Genomic DNA, 22411 nt, shown 5'->3' with positions numbered 1-22411 from the left:
CAGCAAGGGATGGGTCGACGGCCAGGGACGCCTGCGTGCTCACGTCGAGATCGAGTCCACCGACTAGAACATCAGGCGCGCCGTCTCAGGACCGGAGCAGGGGCGAAGCAAGATAGAGCCTCGACTTGGCCGTGTGGAATGTCGCGAAGGAATCGGGCCTCAAGGCGCTGAACACCACGATGAGCCCAACCAGGGCGACGATCATCCCCCAGTGGGGTCCGGGGTTCAGGACGGTGCGCAGCGTCGATGAGCCCTGACGTTCTTCGACGTGCTCGCGGGCGGGGGATTGTCGGTCATGGTCATGAGGTGTCTCCAATGAGATGGCCCGGGCACGAAGACCGGTGTTCATCGCTCTCGACGGGAACTAGATGATTAATTCCTATTGGATTCAGTGGTCGTAGGCGATGAGTGAGCGTTTGCGCGGTGCGTTGATGCGCCAGTTGTGCCGGATTCCTGCGGCCAGGGCGAGGAGCTTCGCGCCGACTTTGGCGTAGACGCCGGCGAGGGTCCGTCCGCCGTGCTGTTCGGAGACCGAGCTGGCCTTTGAGGCTGTCGAAGACGGACTCGATCCACTGCCGGATGCCACCGAAGCGGGGCTTTTCGTCCCTGCGGTCCGGGCGGATCAGGCGGGCGCCGGGTTCCTCACTGATGAACCGCTCGAACTCCCGGCCGGCGAAGCCTTTGTCGCCGAGGATGACCTGTCCTTCCTGAACGAGCCGGTGGTCTCGTTCCAGCAGCGCCCGGGTGACTTCGCGTTCACCGCTCTTCGGGTTCGCCAGTGCCCAGATGACGGGCATGCCCTCCGGCGTGCTGATCAGGTAGAGCCGGAAACCCCAGAAGAACCGGGAGTGCGAGGCGCAGTAGCCGTAGCCGGCCTGGCCGGCCAGGTCCGAGCGCTTGACGGTTTCCCTGGACTGGTCGCACGGGACCGGGGTGGAATCGACCAGGCGCAGGATCTCGTGCCAGGACGGAGTATCCCGGGCCAACGCGGTGATCGCGGCGATCAGCGGTCCGGCGGCCCGGATGCGTTTGTTGTAGCCGGACTCGGGCGGGATACCGGGGAACATCTTCCGCAGATGCGTGCGGGCGTAACGGACCCACCTGGTTTCCGAGGAATAGCCGAGCAGGTGCTGGGCCACCGCCAGGCACAGCAGCTCCGCATCGGACAGGACCGGCCGGCGCCCGGGCCGCCGGTCACGGGAAACACCCAGATCCGGCAGGACCTGATCGGTCAGGACCACGTACAGTGTGGTCAGGAGAGTGTTCAGTTTTGGGTTCACATACGAGACTTAAACACTCTCCGCCTCACTTCAAAAGCGGCCACGCCCCGGCCTGCCAATAGGACTTACTCATCTAGAGGCGGTGCAACAGCTACGACGCTCGCGTGCCTCGCAGGCGTCGGGTACGTGTTCACGGCGACCCCTGGGCCGGCGTGAACACGTCTCAGCTACGGAGCGTCGGTGCCGAACTCGGCGTTCCACTTGGTGGTGAAGAAGGACGTCACGTCCACCGGCGACGGGGCGTACGTCCCCTTCGCTGGAACGTTTTCCTTCGTCACGACGGAGACGCTGGCCATCTCGGTCCCGTAGACGTCCTTGTTCTTGATCGCAGCATCCGGATCGACCTTGACGCCATCTCGGGAGAACGACTGGGCCAGCTGGTCCATGACGATCCAGGACGGGACATCGATGGGGTACGCCACGAGTGCGTCCATCTTGCCGTCGCGGATCAGGTCGAGGCTCTGCAGATCGTCAATGAAGCCTACGAACAGCGGACGCTCCGGGAAGGCGACCTATCCGTACTTCTGTTCAAGGACGGTTGCCACTCCCTTCGGGACCGGCTGGGCCGGCGCGGTCCAGATCGGGTCGAGGTTAGACTGCGCCTGGACGGCCTGGTTGGCGAACTGCAGACCCCAGCGCGCTTGGTTCGCGTAGTCCAAGCTGCCCTTGTAGAGCCACTCATAGGTCCGGGTGGAATGTCTTGCCGTTGACCCTTGCGGAGGCTCCAGTCCGGTCCAGGTAGGGGGTGATTCCGCCCAGGTGGAGGGGCCAGCCGGCTCCGGTGATCATGCAGAGGTCCACGTCTTCGGGAGCGGCGACGACGCCTTCGTCCAGCAGTAGCCAGATCTCCTCTGCCAGGGCGCGGTGAACACGTTCCAGCACCTCTTCCGAGGTGGATGGTGTGGTGCCGAACTCCAACGCGTCCAGGGTGGATTGCGGTATGGGCCGAAGGCCGTCGTCGTTAGTGGCCCAGATCCCCTTGATCCCCTTGTCAACCAGCGTCTGCAGATTCGCCGAGACAGGGAATCGGTCACCAAAGGCTGCATGCAGGGACTCACTGACATGCTGATACACCGGAATGCCGACCATAGCCAGAAGGGTGAACGGTGTCATGGGCAGGCCCATGGGTTTGAGGGCGTTGTCCGCAACGTCGGCCGGAGTGCCTTGGTCGAAAGCTTGGATGACTTCACCCATCAGCCGCACAAGGACGCGGTTGACCACGAAGGCGGTGGCGTCCCCGGTCAGCACTGTGGTCTTCTTCAGGGCCTTACCTAGAACAAACGCTGTAGCCAAGGCTTCCTTGCTGGTCCTGGGCGCCGGAACGATTTCCACCAAAGGCATGACGGCCACGGGGTTGAAGAAGTGGAACCCGATCACCCGTTCGGGATGCAGCAGGTCCGAAGCCATGTCCGTGACGGACAGGGAGGAGGTGTTGGTGGCGAGGATGCACTCTTTTGAGACCACCTCCTCGACCTCTGCAAAGACCTGTTTCTTGACGGCGAGTTCCTCGAAGACCGCCTCGATGACGAAGTCCGCGTCGGCAAAGACGTCCTTGCTGACGGAGCCGGTGACCAGCGTCTTGATGCGCCTGGCGTCGTCGGCAGAGATCTGTTTCCTGGCCAGGAGCTTGTCCACCTCGGCGTGGACGTACTCCACGCCCTTGTCCACACGGCCCTGATCGACGTCAGTGAGGGCCACGGGCACCTGAAGTTGCCGGGTGAAAAGCAGCGCCAACTGCCCGGCCATGAGGCCAGCACCGACGACACCGACCTTCCGGACTGGGCGCGCTAGGTCCGGATCAGGCGCTCCGGAGGGATTCTTAGACCGGCGCTGGAGCAGATCCAGGAGTGCGTACACCGAATTCTTGAATTGCGGTGTCAGGATCAGTTCGGTGAGCGCCTGGATCTCGAGTTCAGCGGATTCGGCCTGGCTTAGGGTCCGGCCGCGTTCCAGCAGTTCCAGCACGCGGGACGGCGCGGGTGTGCTGGTGGCGTTCCTCGCCGTGAGAAAGGCATGGCCCGCCCCGAGGGCGGCGTCCCAATCGACGTCGGCGGCGTGCGCTTTTTCGCTGCGGCGGGCCGCCAGCGCTTGGATCACCTGCCGGTCGTTGGCGATGATCGAGCCCGCCCAGACGAGGGATTGTGCGAGGAAGTCGGCTGATTCATAGATGGCGTCGGCAATCCCCAAATCGTGGGCCGCCGTGCCGCTGAGGGTCCTGTTGTTGCTGAGCGCGTTCTCAATCATTACCTTGACAGCGTTGCGCGGGCCGATCAGCCGCGGGAGCCGATACACACCGCCCCAGCCGGGGACGAGGCCCAGGTACACCTCGGGCAAGGCGATTCCGTTCGCGTCTGCGGAGACCGTGCGGTAGTCGGCGGCGAGGGCGATTTCCAGGCCACCGCCGATGGCTGCGCCGTTGATAAACGCGAAGGTGGGCACCGTCATCGCCGCGAGAATACCGAACACCTCGTGACCAAGGGCGGCAACTTCCCGGGCGGCGCCCGGGTCCGAGAGGCTCCGAAGGGCCGTCAGGTCCGCGCCGGCCAGCAAACTTCTGCCCTGCCCCGTGATTCCGACGCCGACAAACTCTCCCGCCGCTGCACGGTCCCCTACGTGGCGAAGGAGTGTGCCGAGTTCGTTCAGGGACTCGGGGCCGAAGGTGGCCGGTTTGCGGTCGCGGCCGCTGAGCGTGATCAGTGCGAAAGTCCCCACGCCGGGCAGCCCGATTTCCTCAAGGGACGAAAATGACGTGGCGAGGTTGCCGGCCGGCATGCCGGAAACAGCCGCGTTCACTGGGCTGCCTTGAGGATCAGCGCGTCGCCCTGTCCGCCGCCGCCGCAGAGGGCGACGACGCCGGTCCCGCTTCCAGCGCGTTGAAGGGCGAGCGCCTGGTGGAGTACGAGCCGGGCGCCGGACGCGCCGACCGGATGTCCGAGGGCGATGGCCCCGCCCTCGGCGTTGATCCGGTCCGTGTTGATGCCCAGATCATTGGCCGACTGGATCACCACAGAGGCAAAGGCCTCGTTAATTTCGATCAGATCCAGATCGTCGACGCTCAAACCTTCACGTTTGAGTGCGGCTTCAATGGCCCGGGACGGCTGGGAATGCAGGGAACCGTCAGGGCCGGAGGTCTGGCCGTGAGCACCGATCTCGGCGATCCATTCCAGTCCGGCAGCTTCGGCGGCGGCCTTGCTTGCTATCACGACGGCGGCGGCACCATCTGACAACGGGGAGGAGGAACCGGCAGTGATGGTGGCGTTCTCCGCCGTCGAGAAGGCGGGCCTCAGCGCCGAGAGGCCCTGTGCTGTGGTGTCGGGACGGATGCCCTCGTCGCTGCCTACCGCCAGCGACGGTCCTTTGCGCTGCGGGATAGTGAGGGGAGCGATTTCCGCATCGAACAAACCGGCCGCCCGGGCGGCTTCCGCACGCTGATGCGAGCGGGCGGCCACCTGGTCCTGCTCTTCGCGGGTGATCCCCCGAGTGGCGTTGCCGGCGTCGGTCGCGGCCCCCATCAGGTCGCCGCTGAACGGATCCTGCAGCCCGTCGTGGTTGAGCGAGTCAACGAGCGGGGTGTCCCCGATGGTGACCCCCGCGCGCAGCCCGTTGACCAGGTGCGGGGCGTTCGTCATGGATTCCTGGCCGGCCGCGACCACAAAGTCAGCCTCCCCCGCCCGGATCACCCGGGCCGCGTCGATCACCGCCGTCAGACCGGACAGGCACAGCTTGTTCACGGTGACAGTGGGCACGTCCCAGCCGATGCCCGCGCCCAGGCTCGACTGCCGCGCCGGACCCTGCCCGGCGCCCGCCTGATAGACCTGCCCAACAATCACGGCCTCGATTTGCTCCGGGGCGGCCCCGGCACGCTCCAGGGCCGCACGGATGGCATGGGAACCGAGGTCGGTCGCGGACAATGAAGCAAGCCCGCCACGGAAGCGTCCAAAGGGGGTGCGTGCCCCGCCAAGAATGACAGGAATTCTGCTATTAGGATTCACGGGTTACCTTTCGGGAAAACTGCGGAAATAGGGATACAACAGTCAGGCATGAAGGCTGCAGTCGCCATGGGTTGGAAGCGCGCTCAGTCAGAGGCGTTCCATGCGTCGTCAACTAAGCGGTGAGGCACCTCATAACGTTGCGAGCTGATGGTCCGGGTGACCATCGGGCGCCCGCAGCTTTATGGCTGCGTCGTCTGAGACGGATGATCAGCGTCCCGTGACCTTGCCGGAGAGCTTCGCGAACGGGGCGAGTACCAAGGGCCGGGCAGCGATCCAGCCGCCGACGATGATGGCCAGCGAGGCGAAGAAGATCCAGAACCCGGCCCAGTTCACCACGTCGGTGCCGCCGTACATGTGGTTCAGGTTCCGCAGCGCCCCGGTCGCGAACACCAGCGCGACGTGCACGATGATGAACGCCGTGAAGTACAGCATCACCGGGAAGTGGACCGCCCGGGCCCACTCGACCGGGTAGACCCGGCTCAACGTCTTCGCGTTCCTCGGCCACAGCCCCGATATCCGCACTCCGGTGGTGGCCGCGAGCGGCGCCGCGACGAAGACCGTGAGGAAGTACATGAGCTGTTGCAGGCTGTTGTAGTTTACCCAGCCGTTCTCGGTGGGCCAGTCCAACGATACATACTGCAGCGCTGCGGAGAAGGCGTTGGGGAAGACTTCCCAGCTGGTCGGCACGATTCGCATCCAGTGCCCGGTGACGAACAGCAGCACGACGAAGATGACGCCGTTGACCAGCCACAGGATGTCCAGCGACTGGTGGAACCACAGTGCAAGGCTGATCTTGCCCCTGCCGTCCTTTGACCACTTCGGCGTCCAGTACGCGCCCGGCCGTTTCTCGGTGCGCACCTGCAGGCCTGACCGGATGATCAGCACCATCAGGAACACATTGAAGAAGTGCTGCCACTGCACCCACGCGGGGAACCCGGGGGCCGCGCCCGCAGGCAGGGGGTATTCGCCGGGATAGGTGGTGAGGAAGTCCTGCATGAACGGCAGGTCCCGGAACCAGGCCGCGGCGACCACCACGACGGTGGCGGCGCCCAGCACCGCGAACCCGCCGAGGACGGCGAATCCCAGCAGCTGCCTGCGGGTGTAGGAGCCGAACGGTCCCGGCTCCCGTGCGAGTGTAGGAGCCGGGACGGAGCGGGGCGTGGTGGGGCGCACCGGCTGTGCCGGAGCATGGTTGGCAGTGGGAGCGGGAACGGATGCCGCCGCGGGTGCGGTTTCGTCCTTTGCCGCCGGTGCCGCTCCCCCGGATTCGGCAGCCATGCGTGCGGGTGCGGACTCCGCTGGCGGTAACGGCTCGCTGTCCCTCACGCGCGGCAAGCCGCGACGAAGCGGGCGGTCGGATGCTGCGGCAGCCTGACCCGCTTCAGCCGGGCCCGCGGGAACGGCAGGAGTCGTCGCTGCTGCGGGAGTCTGCCCGGCCGTGTTGGGCCTTGCGCCCGCATTCGAGGTAGCCGCGTGCCGTGCCGCAGCGGGGACCGATGCCAGGGCTGGCCCGGCTGCCTTGCCGGCAGGCGGCCACGGCTCACCCCCAGGAATGCGCGGCAACCCGCGACGGATTGGTCGAGAGCCCCCGGCGGGGGCGGCGGTTGCAACCGTCTCCGCCACATCCGGTTCCATCCCGGTGGGCGCGGTCGCCGTCTCTCGAGTCAGCGCCGACGCGGTCGCGGCGGGATAGGCCGGCATCACCGAGGATTGCTCGGGTGCGCCGGCGTCAGCGCTGGGCGCAGCCGCCGCGACCGGCGCATCACCGGTGGGCGGCCAGGCTTTACCGCCGGGGATGCGCGGGAGTCCCTGGCGTATCGACCGCAGGTATGTCGCCATCGCCGCTACGCCTTCTGGGCGTCGAGGGCAGCGATCAGCTGCGGCACAACAGTGAACAGGTCCCCAACGACACCGAAGTCCGCGATCTCGAAGATCTCGGCATCCGGGTCCTTGTTGATTGCGACAATGGTCTTCGCCGTCTGCATGCCCGCACGGTGCTGGATAGCTCCGGATATCCCGAGCGCGACATACAGCTGCGGTGCCACGGAAACGCCGGTCTGCCCAACCTGATGCGACTGGGGAATGTAGCCGGCGTCCACTGCGGCGCGTGATGCACCGACGGCCGCGCCGAGGGCGTCTGCGAGCTGCTCGACGAGCACGAACTTCTCCTCGGAACCGAGGCCGCGCCCGCCGGAGACGACTTTCGCCGCTCCGCGCAGCTCGGGACGGCTCGATGCCTTGACGACCTCCTCGAACGACGCGATGGATGCCGCGGGCTTGCCCGATGGGGTCACCGGCAGGGTTGTGACCGTGGGCACGCGCGCCTCGGCGCGCGCCTCGATGGAACCCTGCCGCACCGTGATCACCGGCGCACCCCGGGTCACTGCAGAGTCGACGTTGTAGGCGCCGCCGTAGACCGAGTGGTGCGCGACCACGCCCTCCGCATCCCGCGAGATACCGACCGCGTCGACTGCCAGGCCGGACCGGGTGCGTGCGGCAAACACGCCCGCGACATCCCGGCCCGCGATCGAGTTCGGGATCAGCACTGCGTCGGGGCGCACTGTGTCCGCGGCGGCGACCAGCGCATCGGCCACCGGCATGGTCAGGATGCCCGGATCAGCCGTCTCGGCAACGACCACATGCGCGGCGCCCAGCGCGCCCGCGGCATCCGCCGCGGCGGCACCGGCGCCGGCAGCGGTCACCACCAGCGCCACCGGCGTGCCGACCTGCGCGGCGGCGCCGAGCAGGCCTGCCGCGCTGCCCGCGAGTCCGCCGGAAGGCGTGAGCTCGACAAGGACAAGGATGGAATCCGCTTCGTATTCGGCCATGGTTGTGCCCCTTACACCAGTTGGTTCTGCAGGAGGAACTCCGCGAGCTTTCCGCCTGCATCGCCCTCGTCGACTATTTTCACGCCCGCTTCGCGGGCAGGCTTCTCCGCTATCGCGGTCATGATCGACCGCGCAGACTCCGGGGCATCGGGATCGACAGCCAGTTCTGCAAGGGACAGAATCTCCATCGGCTTCTTCTTCGCCGCCATGATCCCCTTGAAGTTGGGGAACCGCGCATCCGGCAACGCCTCCGTGATCGACACTACGGCAGGCAGCGGCGCGGTCACCTGCATCGTGCCGTTCTCCGTTGCGCGAACGCCGGTCACGACGTCCGCGGCGATCTCGATCGACGTCAGCGAAGTCGCGTGCGGGACACCGAGGAATTCGGCGACCATCGCCGCCAGCACGCCGCCGCTGCCATCGGTTGACAGGTTGCCCGCGATCACGAGGTCAAACCCGGTGCGCCGGATCGCAGCGGCGAGTACCTCTGCGGTCAGCCCGAGGTCAGCCCCGCGGAGTGCCTCGTCGGCCACCTGCACAGCCGATGTCGCCCCCATGGCGAGGCCCTTGCGTAACGTCGCGGTGGCGCTCTCCGGCGCCATCGACAGCACCACCACCTCGGTGTCGGCGTTCCTGTCCGCGAATGAGAGCGCCACCTCGAGCGAGCGTTCCCCGATCTCGTCGAGCACGACCTCGCCCGCCGCGCGGTCCGCGAGCCCCGTCTCGAGGTCGAGCTTCCGGTCCCCGTAAGTGTCGGGGACCTCCTTCACCAGCACGATGATCTTCATGGACATCTCCTTTCGCCGCCTTCTTCGCGACGGCTGTCGCAATGGATTGATGCGGAGCCGCAAGGGCTCCTCGTTCAGCCAAGTCTTGGTTCGAATGTGTGCAGGCGGCCGGTAGGCGCCTTGCCAAGGGGTGCGTGCCTGATGAACGACTACGCCCATAACGAGCCCTCCTGGCGGGCCCGCTGCGGGCCCTGGCCGCCATTTGGTTAACCCGCTCGGCGTCTGTCATGAGTCCCTGCGATCGAAACCCGCACCAACGAGACCCATGGCGTAGCCGCAGAAGCCGAATCCGTCGACCGCGGTGGACGCGCGATCAGGGATGGCCCGCACCGTCTCGACCGGGTTTGAGATCGTCTTATCCATCACCATTGCGTGATACTTCCATTCATCCATTACCCAGGCTGGTTCGGTGACCGGCCCATAGACCCGTCCTGGTCGTCCGGCACCTCGGTTTCTGCGGGACCGGTTTCGCAGCGCGCAACCAGGTCCGCCTTGATGCACCCGGGCACCTGCTCGAAATGCCCGCGTCGTGCCGGTGCGGATAACAACACAGCCTGGTGTGAAGGAGCGCTTAGCGCGGGGCCATGCGGATGGCGCCGTCCAGGCGTATGGTTTCGCCGTTGAGCATCGGATTGGTCACGATCGCTTCGACCAGCTGCGCGTACTCGCTCGGCTCCCCCAGCCGGCTGGGGTGCGGCACCTGCGCGCCCAAAGCACTCTGGACGTTCTCCGGCAGGGCGCCCAGCAGCGGGGTGCGGAACAGGCCCGGGGCAATGGTGTTGACCCGGATCAGCAGCGATGCCAGGTCTCGGGCGATGGGCAGCGTTGCGCCGACCACTCCGCCCTTGGAGGCCGAGTAGGCGGCCTGGCCGATCTGTCCTTCGAAGGCTGCCACGGACGCGGTGTTGACGATGACACCGCGCTCCTCGCCCACGGGGGCATTCTTGGACATGGCATGCGCGGCCAGGCGGATGACGTTGAACGTGCCGATCAGGTTGACCTTGATGACCTTCTCGAAGTCGGCCAGCGGGAACGGGCCGTCCTTGCCGACGGTCTTGATGGCGTTGCCGATGCCGGCGCAGTTGACGACAATGCGCAGATCCCCGTTGGCGTTGGCAGCCTCGACGGCGCTGGTGACGGAGGCTTCATCGGTCGCGTCGGCCGGGACGAATGTCACCGACTCCCCCAGTGCCTCCAGGGCCGCGGTGTCCGCCGAGGGCAGGTCGAGGGCGAAAACCCGTGCGCCGCCCTTGACCAGGGTGGTCACCGTGGCCAGGCCGAGGCCGGAGGCACCGCCGGTAACGAGAGCGCTGGTTCCTGAAATCTCCATAGTTGTGATCCTTCGTTAGAATGTTTCGGTTCTCATGGGCTCTTGCCCCGCATCAATCCAGGCCGGTCCTTCGACCCTTCCGAAAGCAGGGGTGCTGCTAGCGGCCGGACCACTTCGGAGCGCGCTTCTCCGCGAACGCGCGGGGGCCTTCCTTGGCATCCTCGCTGGTGAAGACGGTACGCATGGCGTCGGCGTTGATGGCCCACACCTCCGGGCCCCAGTCCGATCCGGCGGCCACTGACTCGTGCAGGACCCGCTTGGTCTGCTGCACGGCCAGCGGCGCGTTGGCTGCCACGGTCCCGGCCAGCTCCAGGGCAGCCTCCAGGACAGTGCCTTCCGGGGCGATCCGGTTGACCAGGCCCAGCTCATAGGCGCGCGCAGCCGAAATCGGCTCACCGGTCATCGCGATTTCCGCGGCAACCTTGACCGGGACCTGGCGCTGCAGACGGATCACTCCGCCGGCCGCGGCCAGCAGTCCGCGGCGCACCTCGGGCAGTCCGAGCGTGGCGGTCTCATCAATCACTGCCAGGTCGCAGGCCAGCACGATCTCGGTGCCCCCGCCCATGGCGAAGCCGTTGACCGCGGCAATGACCGGCTTGTCGATCCAGTGGCGCACGATACCGCCTAAGTCCCACTCGGGATGCTCGGGCGCGTACACGCTGCGGCCCGCGGCGATCTCCTTCAGATCCGCCCCCGCGCAGAAGGCGCGTCCGGACCCGGTGATCACTACCGCCCGGACCTCAATATCGGCCGCGGCACGCTCCAGGGCAGCACCGACGTCCGCGGACAGATCAGCGTTGACGGCATTCAGTGCCTTGGGGCGGTTCAGTGTCACAACGGCCACATGTCCGCGGACCTCATAGGTGGCGGCGGGCTCGGTCTGCGTCAGTTGCGCGCCAGCAGTCTGAGTCATTCTCAATTCCTTAGCTTCTAGATTGGACAATGGAAAAGCTTGTTGGACCTGGATAATCAGGGTTGGTCCCCGTCAGCAGCCCTGGTCCTTTGCCGCTTCCTCGCGTATGTCGTTGATGATCACCGTTGCTTTCTTGGCGGCGAATGCGGAGGCGATGCCGCGGCCGATTCCCGATCCTGCACCGGTGACGACGAGGATCTTGCCTTCGAAACGTGCTGCTCTACGAGGTGCCATGGTGAGTTGTCATTCGCACCTGCGGCCGGTTAAGCGTGATCAACGCGGCGGCCGCGCGTCTGCCGAAGGGTGACCGGGCCGGCACCGCCTCCACCATTGGATCGTCCGGGGGGTCCGTGCCGATCCGGGCATTTTCTCCGAGACGGCTCATCACTGAAGTTCCAATCGGTTATGGAAGCCATCCGGGTAAAACGCCTCGAGGGGTGCTCCAGCAGGTTGCTCAGCTGCAGCGGCTTATGGCGCCGCCAGTGGGTGGGGCCTGTTGCATTGGTACACACGGAGTCTTCCTTTGATCCGTGTGCACCAATGCAGTTCGCCGTTAGAGGCGTTCGATGATCGTGGCGTTGGCCATTCCACCGCCCTCACACATGGTCTGCAGTCCGTATCGGCCGCCGGTGCTCTCAAGGTGGTTGAGCAGCGTGCCCAGCAGGCGTGTCCCCGAGGAACCCAGAGCGTGTCCGAGGGAAATGGCACCGCCGCGCGGATTGAGCTTGGCCGGGTCGGCGTCGAACTCGCGGGCCCAGGCGAGGGGCACCGGGGCGAAGGCCTCGTTGACCTCGTAGGCATCGATGTCTTCGATGCCCAGGCCGCTGCGCTGCAGGACCTTCCGGGTGGCCGGGATCGGTGCGGTGAGCATCATGATCGGATCGTCTCCGGCAACGGAGAAGGCATGGAAGCGCGCCCGCGGGCCCAGGCCGAGCCTGTTGGCTGTCTCCTCGCTGACAATCAGCGCGGCCGAGGCGCCGTCGGTCAGCGGCGAGGAATTCCCCGGCGTGATCTTCCAATCAATATCGGGGAAACGCTCCATGGAGCCGGCGGTGTTGAAGGAAGTATTCAGGCCGGCGAGGCCTTCAGCAGTCGTGGCCGGACGTATCGTTTCGTCGACTGCGTGAGTGAAGGTACCGTCGGCCGTCTGTACAGTGATCGGAACGATTTCGTTGGCGAAGTTTCCGGCGGCCTGGGCCGCCGCGGCACGGCGGTGGGATTCGGCCGAAAAATCGTCCAGCTCCAGCCGGTCCAGCTTCCACTTGGCGGCTATCAGTTCGGCGGAGATGCCTTGGTTGATCAAGCCCGCGGGATAGCGGGCGGCGATCCCGGGGCCCCCGGGATCCTGGCCCATGGAGGCCGTGCCCATGGGTATCCTGCTCATGGATTCCACACCGGCTGCAATGACCATATCGTACGCGCCGGAGATGACACCCTGGGCAGCGAAATGTGCCGCCTGCTGGCTCGAACCGCACTGGCGGTCAATGGTTGTGGCAGGCACGCTTTCGGGGAATCCGGCCGAGAGCAGTGCCTGCCGGGAAATATTCAGGGACTGTTCGCCGACCTGCTGCACACAGCCGCCGATGACGTCGTCGACCTGGGCGGGATCGATTCCCGTGCGGTCGACCAGGGCGCGCAATACGTGGGCGAGCAGTTCCACCGGATGGGTATCGGAGAGCGCACCGCCCGGCTTTCCTTTGCCCGAGGCGAGTCGGACGACGTCGATAATAACGGCATTGGTCATTTCATAACCTTTCGATACTAAGCAGATAATGTCTGTAGTTTTGTGGTTGTCAATGTTTTAGGGCGGCAGCTACGGTGGTCCACCGGGAGGAGCCGCAACGGGCCTGCTCCTTCGGCTGCCAGCCGCATGGCGATCGCCAGCCCGATGCCGCGGCTGGCGCCGGTGACGATGGCGCTCTTGCCGGCCAAACGGTGCGCTTGCACCGGCTGCCCGGACCAGGCGGCCCCGGGGGCCGGTGTGCTCAGACCCATTGGACCGTCCCGTCGATGTCGGCCCGGCTGGTCCGGAAACCGTTGATCGGGTGCTCCGTATCCGCGTAGCCAAAGGATACGGCGCAGACGATCAGCCGGTCCTCGGGAATGTTCAGGTGTGCACGGACGGTGTCGGAGACCATGGCAACGGCGCCCTGGGGAACGCTGGCGACGCCCAGGCTCCGCGCGGCCAGCATGAAGTTGGAAATGTATCCGCCGCAGTCCACAGCCCCGTAGGTGCCAAGCCGGCTGTCAGTAGTGATGATCGCAGTGTGGGGGGCGTCAAAGAAGCGGTAGTTCTCCAGCATCTGTTCCCGGCGGCCTTCCTTGTCCTCCCGGGCGATACCGGCATGCCGGTACAGCCCCAGTCCGGCCTCCCTGCGCCGTTCCCCGTACACGCCGTGGTATTCGGCAGGTCCCTCGAAGTCGGGGCGGAAGGTTCCGGCCCGCGCCGCGGCCAGCAGGTCGGCGGCCAGGCGCTCGGTTGACGCGCCGCTGGTGACGATGACCTGCCAGGGCTGCGAGTTGCACCACGACGGCGTGTGCTGGGCCAGCGCCAGGATCTGCTCGATATCCTCCCGGGGCACTTCCTGCTTCAGATATGCCCGGCAGCTGTACCGCTCCTTCAGGAGGGCGCCGAGGGCAGCGGAATACGCGGTCGCGCGGGGTCCGCGCGGGGTCCGCGGCGAAACCTCCTGGGAGGCAGGAAACGTTGAAACGTCCATCTTGAATAACTCTTCCTCGATAAGTTGCCACAGGGAGGTCAATGCCAGTGACTGGAGGGGCAGCTGATTGGGCACTTGCCATGTCCGCCTACGAGCGTGGCGCTTGTCGTCGCCGGTCTCGGATTCTCCAGGTGCGGCCGGTGATCTCCCCGCTGCACGGAGCGCGGGCTCATTGACCTGAGGCGACTTTGGCCTTCTCGATGGTGGCGTAGCGGCCGCGGAAGAAGAGCAGCGGATCGACATCGTCCCGGGCGTGCATGTTGTCAACACGGCCAACGACGATGGTATGGTCACCGCCGTCATGCTCGGCGTGCAGTTCGCAGTCCACCCACGCCAGGCACCCGTCGATGATCGGGTTGCCCAGTTCAGAGAGTGAGTATATGACGTCTGCGAATTTATCCGTTCCGGACTTCGCGAAGGTTCCCGACAGGTGCTGGGATTCTGTCGACAGAATGTTTACGCAGAACGAGCCCGTGTCCCGGATTTCGGGCCAGCTGGTTGATGTCCGCATCGGATTAAAGGTGATCAGCGGCGGCTCCATTGACAGGGAGGTAAACGACTGGCAGGTGAAACCCACCGGGCCCGCCGGAGTCATTGCTGTGATAATGGTGATTCCAGAGCAGAAGTTTTCGATGATCTGCCGCATGCGGTTTGGCGTTACATCTTTGTATGAGCTCATAGTCTCACCTTTCATTGCCTTTGATTTGTCCCGGCTACCGCTCAACTCTCACGATTGAAAAGCGCGGTTCTCAGCACCGGATCACCGTTCGGTTGTTTGTTAGAGGTGTGAGCCGCGCAGCGGCGCGGCCGACCATATGTTCGTCGTGAGCTTCCCTTCGGACCCGGAGGCTGCTTTCTTGGTCGCCCATCCTTTCCCAATCCCGGCCGGGGCCAGGCCTGCGCCCGGGCCACCTGAGCAGGCTATTACCGCCCGCAGGAGATGTCAACCATATGGTTGGTCGAGAACCAGCCGGGCAGCAGGCTGGCGGGTCGACGTGCCAGATCGGTGCATGCCCGGCTCGAACAACTCCCGTCCGTCATCTGAGGCCCGCCTCCGCCGGCAGCCAGGCCCCACGACGTTTCGTTCGATGTCAGCCAGGGCGAGACCTTGGGCATCGCGGGGGCCGGCGGGCTTCGGGCATAACGAACTCCTGACTTGACTTTGATGAATGTAAGCGCTTGCATATGTAAGCAAGCGCTTAGTATCCTGAATCAGGAGTCGTATTGTGTACCACCCCCGCAAACCAGAGCGCATCAGCGATGCCGCCCAGGCTTTCCACCGCTCAGCAGCGGCTGCTGGAGGCGGCGGTCGAGGTGTTTGCCGAGTCCGGCTTTGGGGGCACTACGACCCGCGATATCGCGGCGAAGGCGAATCGCAGCCCTGCGGCTGTGTACATCCACTACGCGACCAAAGAAGATCTCCTGTTCGCGATCAGCATGCTGGGTCATCGACAAGCGTTGGCCTGCCTCTCGGCTGCTTCTGAGCCGGAAGCACATCCTGTGCAAAGTGTGCACGGAATGGTCTACGCATTCAGCCGGTGGCACATGCAGAACGCGAAACTCGGTCGCGTGGCGCAGTACGAGTTCAATGCACTCTCAGAACAGCACCGCGCGGAGATCGCCGCTCTGCGCCGTGAGGTCCAACATGTGATGCGTTCGGCGATCGAGCGTGGAGTTACGTTGGGGGAATTTGAGGTGACCGACGTTGACGGCGCGGCGGACGTACTCCTTTCGATCTCCATCGACCTTGTGCGATGGTTCGACCCCGAACGTCAACCCGATCAGCATGCGATCGCCTCGCAGCACGCCGAATTCGCAGTTCGAATGCTGCGTCGGCACACTGTCCCACCCCACGACAATGCTTATACCTGAAAGAAGAGGACCGCGATGAAGCGAAACATCTATGATCTCGACCACGAGGAATTCCGTGCCTCGGTGCGGGCGTTTCTCGACCGCTACGTTCTGCCACAACAGGAAAGCCACATCGCTGAGCATGGTCTGCCGCGCCAGTTTTGGCTTGAGGCAGGCGCACAGGGATTGCTCGGCCTAGAGATCCCCGAAGAGTACGGTGGGTCCGGCGCAGGGGATTACCGCTTCACAGCGGTGCTCACGGAAGAACTGTCGAAGGTGGCTGCGGCCTACGCGTCCTGCGTGAGCATTCACGCCGAGATCACGGCGCCCTACCTTGTCGAATTGGGCACCGAGGAGCAGAAACGGCGCTGGCTACCCAGGATCGCCTCCGGTGAACTGCTGCTCGCCATCGGCATGACGGAGCCGTCAGGGGGCTCTGATCTCGCCGCGATGAAAACCACTGCGGTGCGAGATGGTGCCGAATGGGTAATCAATGGATCCAAAATTTTCATTACCAACGGCTACTCGGCGGATCTGGTCATCATCGCCGCCCGAACCAGTCCGGAGAAAAGAGCTAGGGGCATCACCCTCTTCGCCGTCGAGTCAGCCACTCCGGGGTTCAGCCGCGGGCGCAAACTCGACAAAGTGGGACAGGATCAGTCGGATACCGCAGAGCTGTTCTTCGACAACGTCCGCGTGACTGACGCCGAAGTCGTCGGCGAAGTTGACAGCGGATTCATCCACATGATGCAACAGCTGCCTCAGGAGCGTCTGAGCGCCGCCATCTCCAATGTCGCGCATGCCAAGCAAATCCTCCTTGAGACGATCGAATACACAAAAACCCGAAAGGCATTCGGATCAGCCATCGGATCTCTCCAGCACAACAAGTTTCAGCTCGCCGAACTCATCACCCAGATCGAAGTTGCTGAAACCTACATCGACCGTTGCATCGCCGCCCACAAGGTCGGAGAACTCACTCCGATCGACGCCGCCAAGGCGAAGCTTTGGTCGTCCGACACACAGAACTCCGTGCTCGATCATTGCGTGCAACTGCACGGCGGCTACGGCTTCATGAACGAGTACCGCGTCGCCCGGGCATGGAGGGATGCCCGGGTCACTCGAATTTGGGCTGGTTCAAACGAAATCATGAAAGAACTCATAGGCCGAGACTTGGGGCTTTAACCGGAGTCGTCCCCGGCGGACCATCCACATCATGGATGATCTGCCCAAGACCTAAACTGGGAGGATCAGGCGGCGCGAGTTGCGCGAGGCAGGCAACGCGGCCGGCCCCAAAACCACATCGAAAGGCATCTCATGACCCAGTCCCCTATCCCACGCAGCGCGGGCCGGAAAAATCAGCCGTGGGGCCGAGACATCCAGGCCCGCCGGCTCGAGGGCAGGACGGCCATCGTCACCGGCGCCAGCCGGGGCATCGGGCTGGCCATTGCGCAACGGCTGGTGGCCGAAGGCGCCAGAGTCTGCATTACCGCGCGGAAGAAGGAGCCCCTCGAGGACGCCGCGGCCGGATTTCCGGAAGGAACCGTCGTCACAGTGGCGGGCAAGGCCGACGACCCCGACCACCGGCGGGAAGTGCTGGAAACCGTGACCGGGAAATTCGCCCGGCTGGACATTCTGGTTAACAACGCCGGCATCAATCCCGTCTACGGTCCCCTGATGGAGCTGGATCTGGACTCGGCGCGCAAGATCATCGAGGTCAACCTCCTGGGAACACTGGCCTGGATCCAGGAGGCCTACCGGTACCAGGGTTTGGATTTCGCCGGCCGCGGCGGTTCCGTGATCAACCTGTCTTCCGTTACCGGGCAGGTCCCGTCGCCGGGCATCGGCATGTACGGCATCAGCAAGGCCGCGATCGGACACCTGACCCGCACCCTGGCGGTGGAAATGGGTCCCAAAATCCGGGTCAATGCCGTGGCCCCGGCCGTGGTCAAGACGCAGTTCGCCCAGCCGCTGTACGAGGGCAGGGAAGCCGAAGTCGCTGCCCAGTATCCCCTCGGCCGTCTCGGCAGCCCGGATGATATCGCCGCCGCCGTCGCCTTCCTCGCGTCCCCGGACGCCGCCTGGGTCACCGGGCAGGTTCTCGACCTCGACGGCGGGCTCCTGGCCGCCGGCGGCACTGCCTGATTTCCGATTGATTCCGAAAGGACCACATGAGCAACCACACTTTGCCGGCCGAGGTGGAAGACCTGCGGCTGCGCACCCGTGAATTCATCCGGGCCGTCGTTCTGCCCGCCGAGCCCGGACCCGGCGAGCGGCTGGACCAGGCGACCAGGGAGCGCCTGCAGCGCGCAGCCCGGGAGGCCGGGGTATTCGCCCCCCCCACGTCCCCAAGGAGTTCGGCGGACAGGGCGTCCCCATTCAGTACTGGTCCCCCGTCTTCCAGGAAGCGGGCTACTCCCCCATCGGTCCGTCCGCGCTGAACTGCATGGCCCCGGACGAGGGCAACATGCACCTGCTCAACCTCATCGCCACGCCGGCCCAGAAGCAGCGCTACCTGGCTCCGCAGGCGGCCGGCACCGCACGCTCCTGCTTCGGGATGACCGAACCCCACCCGGGCGCCGGCTCGGATCCGGCCGCCCTGCTGACCGAGGCCACAAAGGTCGACGGCGGCTGGCTGATCAACGGCCACAAGCGCTTCATCAGCGGCGCCGACGGCGCGGCATTCTGCATCGTGATGGCAGCCACTTCCGACACGGTTTCCGCCGCCGGGGCGACCATGTTCCTGGTCGACATGGACAACCCGGGAATCCGGCTCGGGGAACCAATCCACACCATCGACAGGGCGATCGACGGCGGGCACCCCCACGTTTACCTTGAGGACTGCTTCGTTCCGGACGAGGCGGTCCTGGGCGAATCCGGACTGGGCTTCAAGTACGCGCAGGTTCGCCTCGGTCCCGCCCGCCTGACCCACTGCATGCGCTGGCTGGGCCTGGCGCGCCGGGCAATGGACATCGCCCTGGACCGCGCCGAGCGCCGGCAGCTCTTCGGCTCCCCGATGAAGGACCTGGGAATCGCCCAGGAGATGATCGCCCAGTCCGTCATCGACATCGAGACATCCGATGCCATCATCGCCAAAACAGGGTTCCTGCTCGACACCGACCCCAAGGCCGGGTCCGCGCTGTCCTCCGTGGCCAAGGTCCACTGCTCCGAGGCCATCTTCCAGATCATCGACCGGGCCATCCAGATCTGCGGCGGCGACGGCGTCTCCGACGGACTGCCCCTGGCGTCCTACCTCAACGAGGTACGGCCCTTCCGCATCTACGACGGCTCCAACGAGACCCACAAATGGGCCATCTCGCGCAGGGCCTCCGCCCGGCGCCGGGCCGCGGTCGCCGGCGGCGAACCGTACCTGGCAGATGTTGACGGGGCCGAAGTGCCGGCGTGCTCAGACCAGGGAGAAAAGGCCCCCGACGGCCACAATGCAGCGGCAGGGGTACGCTGATGTCTGCCCCTCCGTTGACGCCGACGGTTCCCGACGGCGAGGAAGTCGTCGCCACGCGTGCGGACGCTGGCCGGCTGCAGTCGCCGCCGCTGCTGATCGTGGAGTCAGTCAGCGAATTCATGGACTCACAGAACCTGGGCAGCGGGCCGCTGTCCTGGTCCCGCATCGGCGACGGCCAGTCCAACATCACCTACCGGATCCAGCGCGGCCGCAATGTGTTTGTGCTGCGGCGCGGACCCCGTCCGCCACTGCCCAAATCCACGCACGACATGGTCCGCGAAGCCAGAATCCAGCAGCTGGTCAGGAACGCCGGGGTACCGGTACCGGAGATTCTGGCGGTCTGCGACGACGCGTCCGTCCTCGGCGTCCCCTTCTACCTCATGTCCTTCCTGGACGGAACCGTCATCACGGACAGCATCCCCGGGCACCTCGACTCGCGGGAACAGCGCGAGGCGACCAGCGCAGCGATCGTGGACACCCTGGTCCGGCTCCACCAGGTAGACGTCAGCTCCGGCGAGCTGGCAGCCTTCGGCCGGCCGCAGGGTTACCTGCGGCGCCAGGTTGAGCGGTTCTCCGGGCTGTGGGACGTCAACACCACCCGGGTCCTGCCCGAGGTTGCCAGAATCGGTGACTGGCTGGCCCGCAACGTCCCGGACAGCCAGACCGCGGCCGTCATCCACGGCGACTACCGGGCAGGCAACCTCATGTTCTCCCCGCAGGCTCCGGCCCGCGTCACCGCCGTGCTCGACTGGGAAATGGCCGCCATCGGCGATCCGCTGGCCGACCTCGGCTACCTCACCGCCACCTGGGCCGACCCAGGCAGCATCCCCACCCCGCTGGATCTGACCCCGGTCACCCGCGAACCCGGCTACCTCAACCGTGCCCAGCTCATTTCCCGGTACCGGGAACGGATGGACCTGGACCTGGACGCCCTGCCCTGGTACCAGACCTTGGCCCTGTGGAAGGCCGCCATCTTCTGCGAGGCCATCTACACCCGGTGGCTCAAAGGCGAACGGCCGCACGATACAAACTTCAGCCCTGCCCTGGAGGCCGGCGTGCCCCGGCTGCTGACGAGTGCACGGCAGTCTGCCGGTATGGACCCAGCCGCTGCCCGCTGACAGCGACGAACCCTGAAGAAGCGAACAGTCGTCCCCTATTGAACCTTCTCCGTCCGTTACATCCGCTCAATACCCGGCATCTCTACGTTTAAGCCGAAGTTACGTGGTTTGAGACGCCGGAATCCCCGTGGTGGCGGGGATTCCGGCGTTTCTGCTTGGTTGTTGTCTGGCTACTTCGCGATGTTTTCGATGTAGCGGTCGATCAGTTCGAGGGCCTGGCGTTGGGCGGGGGTGGGCAGGGCAGTGAGTTCGAAGGTTTTCTCGGTGCCGGGCGGGCGCAGGGTGTTTCGCGTGCGCGTGGCCAGATGTCCGAGGAGGGAGCGGAAGCTGTGGGCGGGGGTCCCGTCGGCCAGGACACGTTTGGATGCTTTGGCCTGCGCTTTGTCGGAGCGGGTCGCGGCGGTGACCGGGTTCTCGGCGACGGGCCGGTGCTCGTCGGTGTAGGTCAGCGGCGCCCAGGCTTGGCGCAGGTGCCAGGTCAGGTGCCCGGCGAGCAGGCAGAGGAAGACGTGGGCGCGGGTGCGGTCCTCGGTGCGGTGGTGGATCGGGCGGATGCGCAGGTCCACGGATTTGAGGGACTTGAAGATCTTCTCCACGTTCGCCAGGGACTTATAGACCCGCACGGTCTCCGCCGCGTCCATGGTCTCCGCCGGGACGCTGGTGCGGATGACGTAGATGCCGTCGAGGTCCGCCTCGGTGGTGATCGAGGCCTCGTCGCGGGCGTAGGCGAAGGAGTTGTCCTCCACGGTGAGGATGAAGTGTTTTGCCATCTTGTATTTGTCGACGCTCCTGCCGGCCCGGATGCCGATCTTCCCGGCTCCCGTGATGCGCCCGGCGGCCACGGACGCCTCGATTTTGGCCAGTTCGGCCTCGGTCGCGGTGAGCAGTTCGGCCCGTTTGCGGGCCCGATCTTCGGCCAGGGCGGGATTGCGGCAGGCGATGAGGCGTTCGCCGGGGTAGTCCGGGTGGGCGATTTCGGCCAGGTCCTGGGTATCGAACAGGCTCATCTGCAGCGGGCCGTCGTCGGCGGCCAGGTCCTGGATCGCCGGGGCGCGCAGGCAGGTCACCCAGCCCAGGCCGCCTGTTTCCTGCAGAGCCCGGATGCGGGCGTAGTGACCATGCCGCGGTCTCCGACCATGACCATCTCCTCGACCCCGGCCAGGTCCTTGATCTGCCCGGCAATCCTCGTGAAAGCCGCCGGGTCCGCGGTGTTGCCGGGCACGACCCGGACCGCGACCGGGACTCCGTCCCGGGTGGCGAGCATGCCGTATTCGATCTGCTCGACGCCCTTCTTCCGGTCCCGTGAATAGCCGCGGGCGGCCAGCGGATTGTGGTGCCCGGTCACCCAGGATGAGGACAGATCAAACAGCGCCAGCTTCCGCGGGTTGGCTTCGGCGCCGAGCCAGCGGCGGGCCAGTTTCTTCTCGATGCCCTCCTGCCGGGCGAGCAGCCAGTCCATCGCGGCATAGGCCTCGTCCGTGGACACAGGGCCCAGGCCGGATCTCGCGTTGACGGCAGGCCGGTCCGAGCATTGCCTCGAACCCCGGTCCCCTGGCCATCCGGGTGACCGCGTCAACATGCCCGGCCGGCAGCGACCGGACGATCTCCAGCCCGGCAGTCGCCTCGATCAGCGTCTTGCCGGCCAGCGACGCACGCAGGTCCTCGACCGCCTGGTCGGGCAGGGCTGCGAGGTTCGCCAGCGTCTCGTGCTTGACCTTGCCCCCGTCCCGGTAGGTCCGGCGCAGCAGCACCGACTCGTACTCGACCGTTTCGCCGGCCTTGTTCACCCGCCGCGACTTCGTCCGGGCTACGTGCACGGCCTGCTGCGATTTCGCCATGCCACAAGAGCAGACCTGTCCACCCGCATAACTCGGACGGCACGCCAATAATTTAGTGGCTACAAACGGTGGTACAAAAGAGGGCTGACCGCCCGGAACCACTAGGAACCAGAGCGATCAGCCCCTCGTAACTTCGGCCTAGGCATACTGTCGTCCTCCTCGGAAAACAGTCCCCTACAGAACCCGGGCCGGTTCAGGTAGTGGTTGTGATGAATCAGATTCTGCTGTATTGCTGGTTGTCGCCCCGAGCGGTGGTCATGCCGACCACACGAGTCCGCCGTCCACCCGGATGG

Annotated in this window: 22 protein-coding genes and 2 pseudogenes; 5 read left to right on the top strand and 19 right to left on the bottom strand. The window is 65.6% G+C overall.

The window, feature by feature from the left end:
* Window positions 1-85 precede the first annotated feature (85 nt).
* The 16 genes and pseudogenes from AC5RWU_RS20215 to AC5RWU_RS20140 all read right to left on the bottom strand — a co-directional run bounded on the left by AC5RWU_RS20215 (window position 86) and on the right by AC5RWU_RS20140 (window position 14545).
* On the bottom strand, window positions 86-316 hold the full coding sequence (locus AC5RWU_RS20215) for a hypothetical protein (protein ID WP_494037175.1): 231 nt from the start codon (window positions 314-316) through the stop codon (window positions 86-88).
* Between the two features lie 72 nt (window positions 317-388).
* Window positions 389-1280, bottom strand: a pseudogene (locus tag AC5RWU_RS20210) (IS982 family transposase).
* A 167-nt stretch (window positions 1281-1447) separates the two neighbouring features.
* Complete coding sequence (locus AC5RWU_RS20205; protein ID WP_494032709.1) at window positions 1448-1702, bottom strand: hypothetical protein; 255 nt, start codon at window positions 1700-1702, stop codon at window positions 1448-1450.
* A 90-nt stretch (window positions 1703-1792) separates the two neighbouring features.
* Window positions 1793-1939 (bottom strand): hypothetical protein, encoded by a 147-nt coding sequence (locus AC5RWU_RS20200; RefSeq protein ID WP_494032708.1) that lies wholly within the window; start codon window positions 1937-1939, stop codon window positions 1793-1795.
* Between the two features lie 19 nt (window positions 1940-1958).
* Window positions 1959-4052, bottom strand: coding sequence for a 3-hydroxyacyl-CoA dehydrogenase NAD-binding domain-containing protein (locus tag AC5RWU_RS20195; protein ID WP_494032711.1), 2094 nt, complete (start codon window positions 4050-4052; stop codon window positions 1959-1961).
* Window positions 4053-4069: 17 nt separating this feature from the next.
* A complete protein-coding gene (locus tag AC5RWU_RS20190) occupies window positions 4070-5272 on the bottom strand; it encodes an acetyl-CoA C-acetyltransferase (RefSeq protein ID WP_494032707.1) in 1203 nt (400 codons plus the stop codon).
* A 207-nt stretch (window positions 5273-5479) separates the two neighbouring features.
* A complete protein-coding gene (locus AC5RWU_RS20185; RefSeq protein ID WP_494032706.1) occupies window positions 5480-6550 on the bottom strand; it encodes a cytochrome b/b6 domain-containing protein in 1071 nt (356 codons plus the stop codon).
* A gap of 566 nt (window positions 6551-7116) precedes the next feature.
* Entirely contained in the window at window positions 7117-8100 is a 984-nt protein-coding gene (locus AC5RWU_RS20180) for an electron transfer flavoprotein subunit alpha/FixB family protein (RefSeq protein ID WP_494032705.1), read from the bottom strand.
* Window positions 8101-8111: 11 nt separating this feature from the next.
* Window positions 8112-8888 carry an electron transfer flavoprotein subunit beta/FixA family protein gene (locus AC5RWU_RS20175; RefSeq protein ID WP_494032704.1) on the bottom strand — a complete coding sequence of 259 codons (777 nt, stop codon included), beginning with the start codon at window positions 8886-8888 and terminating at the stop codon, window positions 8112-8114.
* Window positions 8889-9113: 225 nt separating this feature from the next.
* Window positions 9114-9257, bottom strand: a complete 144-nt coding sequence (locus AC5RWU_RS20170) for a hypothetical protein (protein ID WP_494037174.1) — start codon at window positions 9255-9257, stop codon at window positions 9114-9116.
* A 202-nt stretch (window positions 9258-9459) separates the two neighbouring features.
* Complete coding sequence (locus AC5RWU_RS20165; protein ID WP_494032702.1) at window positions 9460-10218, bottom strand: 3-hydroxyacyl-CoA dehydrogenase; 759 nt, start codon at window positions 10216-10218, stop codon at window positions 9460-9462.
* 97 nt (window positions 10219-10315) lie between these two features.
* Entirely contained in the window at window positions 10316-11131 is an 816-nt protein-coding gene (locus AC5RWU_RS20160; protein WP_494032701.1) for a crotonase/enoyl-CoA hydratase family protein, read from the bottom strand.
* A gap of 72 nt (window positions 11132-11203) precedes the next feature.
* Window positions 11204-11365, bottom strand: a complete 162-nt coding sequence (locus AC5RWU_RS20155; RefSeq protein WP_494032700.1) for an SDR family NAD(P)-dependent oxidoreductase — start codon at window positions 11363-11365, stop codon at window positions 11204-11206.
* Window positions 11366-11684: 319 nt separating this feature from the next.
* Complete coding sequence (locus AC5RWU_RS20150; protein ID WP_494037173.1) at window positions 11685-12875, bottom strand: thiolase family protein; 1191 nt, start codon at window positions 12873-12875, stop codon at window positions 11685-11687.
* A 241-nt stretch (window positions 12876-13116) separates the two neighbouring features.
* Window positions 13117-13851, bottom strand: coding sequence for a nitroreductase (locus tag AC5RWU_RS20145; protein ID WP_494032698.1), 735 nt, complete (start codon window positions 13849-13851; stop codon window positions 13117-13119).
* Between the two features lie 169 nt (window positions 13852-14020).
* Window positions 14021-14545, bottom strand: coding sequence for a flavin reductase family protein (locus AC5RWU_RS20140; protein WP_494037172.1), 525 nt, complete (start codon window positions 14543-14545; stop codon window positions 14021-14023).
* 530 nt (window positions 14546-15075) lie between these two features.
* On the opposite strand from AC5RWU_RS20140, the gene AC5RWU_RS20135 reads away from it, so the two are divergent.
* The 5 genes from AC5RWU_RS20135 to AC5RWU_RS20115 all read left to right on the top strand — a co-directional run bounded on the left by AC5RWU_RS20135 (window position 15076) and on the right by AC5RWU_RS20115 (window position 20280).
* On the top strand, window positions 15076-15723 hold the full coding sequence (locus AC5RWU_RS20135; protein ID WP_494032696.1) for a TetR/AcrR family transcriptional regulator: 648 nt from the start codon (window positions 15076-15078) through the stop codon (window positions 15721-15723).
* Between the two features lie 15 nt (window positions 15724-15738).
* Window positions 15739-16884, top strand: coding sequence for an acyl-CoA dehydrogenase family protein (locus AC5RWU_RS20130; protein ID WP_494032695.1), 1146 nt, complete (start codon window positions 15739-15741; stop codon window positions 16882-16884).
* A 132-nt stretch (window positions 16885-17016) separates the two neighbouring features.
* Window positions 17017-17844 carry an SDR family oxidoreductase gene (locus AC5RWU_RS20125; protein WP_494032694.1) on the top strand — a complete coding sequence of 276 codons (828 nt, stop codon included), beginning with the start codon at window positions 17017-17019 and terminating at the stop codon, window positions 17842-17844.
* An 82-nt stretch (window positions 17845-17926) separates the two neighbouring features.
* Window positions 17927-19162 carry an acyl-CoA dehydrogenase family protein gene (locus AC5RWU_RS20120; protein ID WP_494037176.1) on the top strand — a complete coding sequence of 412 codons (1236 nt, stop codon included), beginning with the start codon at window positions 17927-17929 and terminating at the stop codon, window positions 19160-19162.
* Window positions 19162-20280 (top strand): phosphotransferase family protein, encoded by a 1119-nt coding sequence (locus AC5RWU_RS20115; protein WP_494032692.1) that lies wholly within the window; start codon window positions 19162-19164, stop codon window positions 20278-20280. Before AC5RWU_RS20120 ends, AC5RWU_RS20115 begins: the two co-directional genes overlap by 1 nt.
* A gap of 170 nt (window positions 20281-20450) precedes the next feature.
* Here the strand turns inward: AC5RWU_RS20115 and AC5RWU_RS20110 are convergent, their stop codons facing one another.
* From AC5RWU_RS20110 to AC5RWU_RS20100, 3 genes and pseudogenes are all read right to left on the bottom strand, one after another.
* Entirely contained in the window at window positions 20451-21347 is an 897-nt protein-coding gene (locus AC5RWU_RS20110) for an IS1634 family transposase (protein ID WP_494032691.1), read from the bottom strand.
* Window positions 21344-21766 (bottom strand): hypothetical protein, encoded by a 423-nt coding sequence (locus AC5RWU_RS20105; protein ID WP_494032712.1) that lies wholly within the window; start codon window positions 21764-21766, stop codon window positions 21344-21346. The genes AC5RWU_RS20110 and AC5RWU_RS20105 overlap by 4 nt, the downstream gene beginning before the upstream one ends.
* A 160-nt stretch (window positions 21767-21926) precedes the next feature.
* Window positions 21927-22118, bottom strand: a pseudogene (locus AC5RWU_RS20100) (IS1634 family transposase N-terminal domain-related protein); the annotation flags it as partial.
* Window positions 22119-22411 lie beyond the last annotated feature (293 nt).

This window comes from Arthrobacter sp. B0427-1-12 (assembly GCF_059092905.1).
Note: the sequence above shows the minus strand (reverse complement) of the source record. Positions and strands in the feature narration are given on the sequence as shown.

Bases quoted from the DNA above. Each gene is read 5' to 3' on its own strand.
- AC5RWU_RS20195 (WP_494032711.1), bottom strand. From the start codon at position 4,052: ATGCCGGCCGGCAACCTCGCCACGTCATTTTCGTCCCTTGAGGAAATC.
- AC5RWU_RS20185 (WP_494032706.1), bottom strand. From the start codon at position 6,550: ATGGCTGCCGAATCCGGGGGAGCGGCACCGGCGGCAAAGGACGAAACC.
- AC5RWU_RS20180 (WP_494032705.1), bottom strand. From the start codon at position 8,100: ATGGCCGAATACGAAGCGGATTCCATCCTTGTCCTTGTCGAGCTCACG.
- AC5RWU_RS20175 (WP_494032704.1), bottom strand. From the start codon at position 8,888: ATGAAGATCATCGTGCTGGTGAAGGAGGTCCCCGACACTTACGGGGAC.
- AC5RWU_RS20170 (WP_494037174.1), bottom strand. From the start codon at position 9,257: ATGGTGATGGATAAGACGATCTCAAACCCGGTCGAGACGGTGCGGGCC.
- AC5RWU_RS20165 (WP_494032702.1), bottom strand. From the start codon at position 10,218: ATGGAGATTTCAGGAACCAGCGCTCTCGTTACCGGCGGTGCCTCCGGC.
- AC5RWU_RS20160 (WP_494032701.1), bottom strand. From the start codon at position 11,131: ATGACTCAGACTGCTGGCGCGCAACTGACGCAGACCGAGCCCGCCGCC.
- AC5RWU_RS20155 (WP_494032700.1), bottom strand. From the start codon at position 11,365: ATGGCACCTCGTAGAGCAGCACGTTTCGAAGGCAAGATCCTCGTCGTC.
- AC5RWU_RS20150 (WP_494037173.1), bottom strand. From the start codon at position 12,875: ATGACCAATGCCGTTATTATCGACGTCGTCCGACTCGCCTCGGGCAAA.
- AC5RWU_RS20145 (WP_494032698.1), bottom strand. From the start codon at position 13,851: ATGGACGTTTCAACGTTTCCTGCCTCCCAGGAGGTTTCGCCGCGGACC.
- AC5RWU_RS20140 (WP_494037172.1), bottom strand. From the start codon at position 14,545: ATGAAAGGTGAGACTATGAGCTCATACAAAGATGTAACGCCAAACCGC.
- AC5RWU_RS20130 (WP_494032695.1), top strand. From the start codon at position 15,739: ATGAAGCGAAACATCTATGATCTCGACCACGAGGAATTCCGTGCCTCG.
- AC5RWU_RS20125 (WP_494032694.1), top strand. From the start codon at position 17,017: ATGACCCAGTCCCCTATCCCACGCAGCGCGGGCCGGAAAAATCAGCCG.
- AC5RWU_RS20115 (WP_494032692.1), top strand. From the start codon at position 19,162: ATGTCTGCCCCTCCGTTGACGCCGACGGTTCCCGACGGCGAGGAAGTC.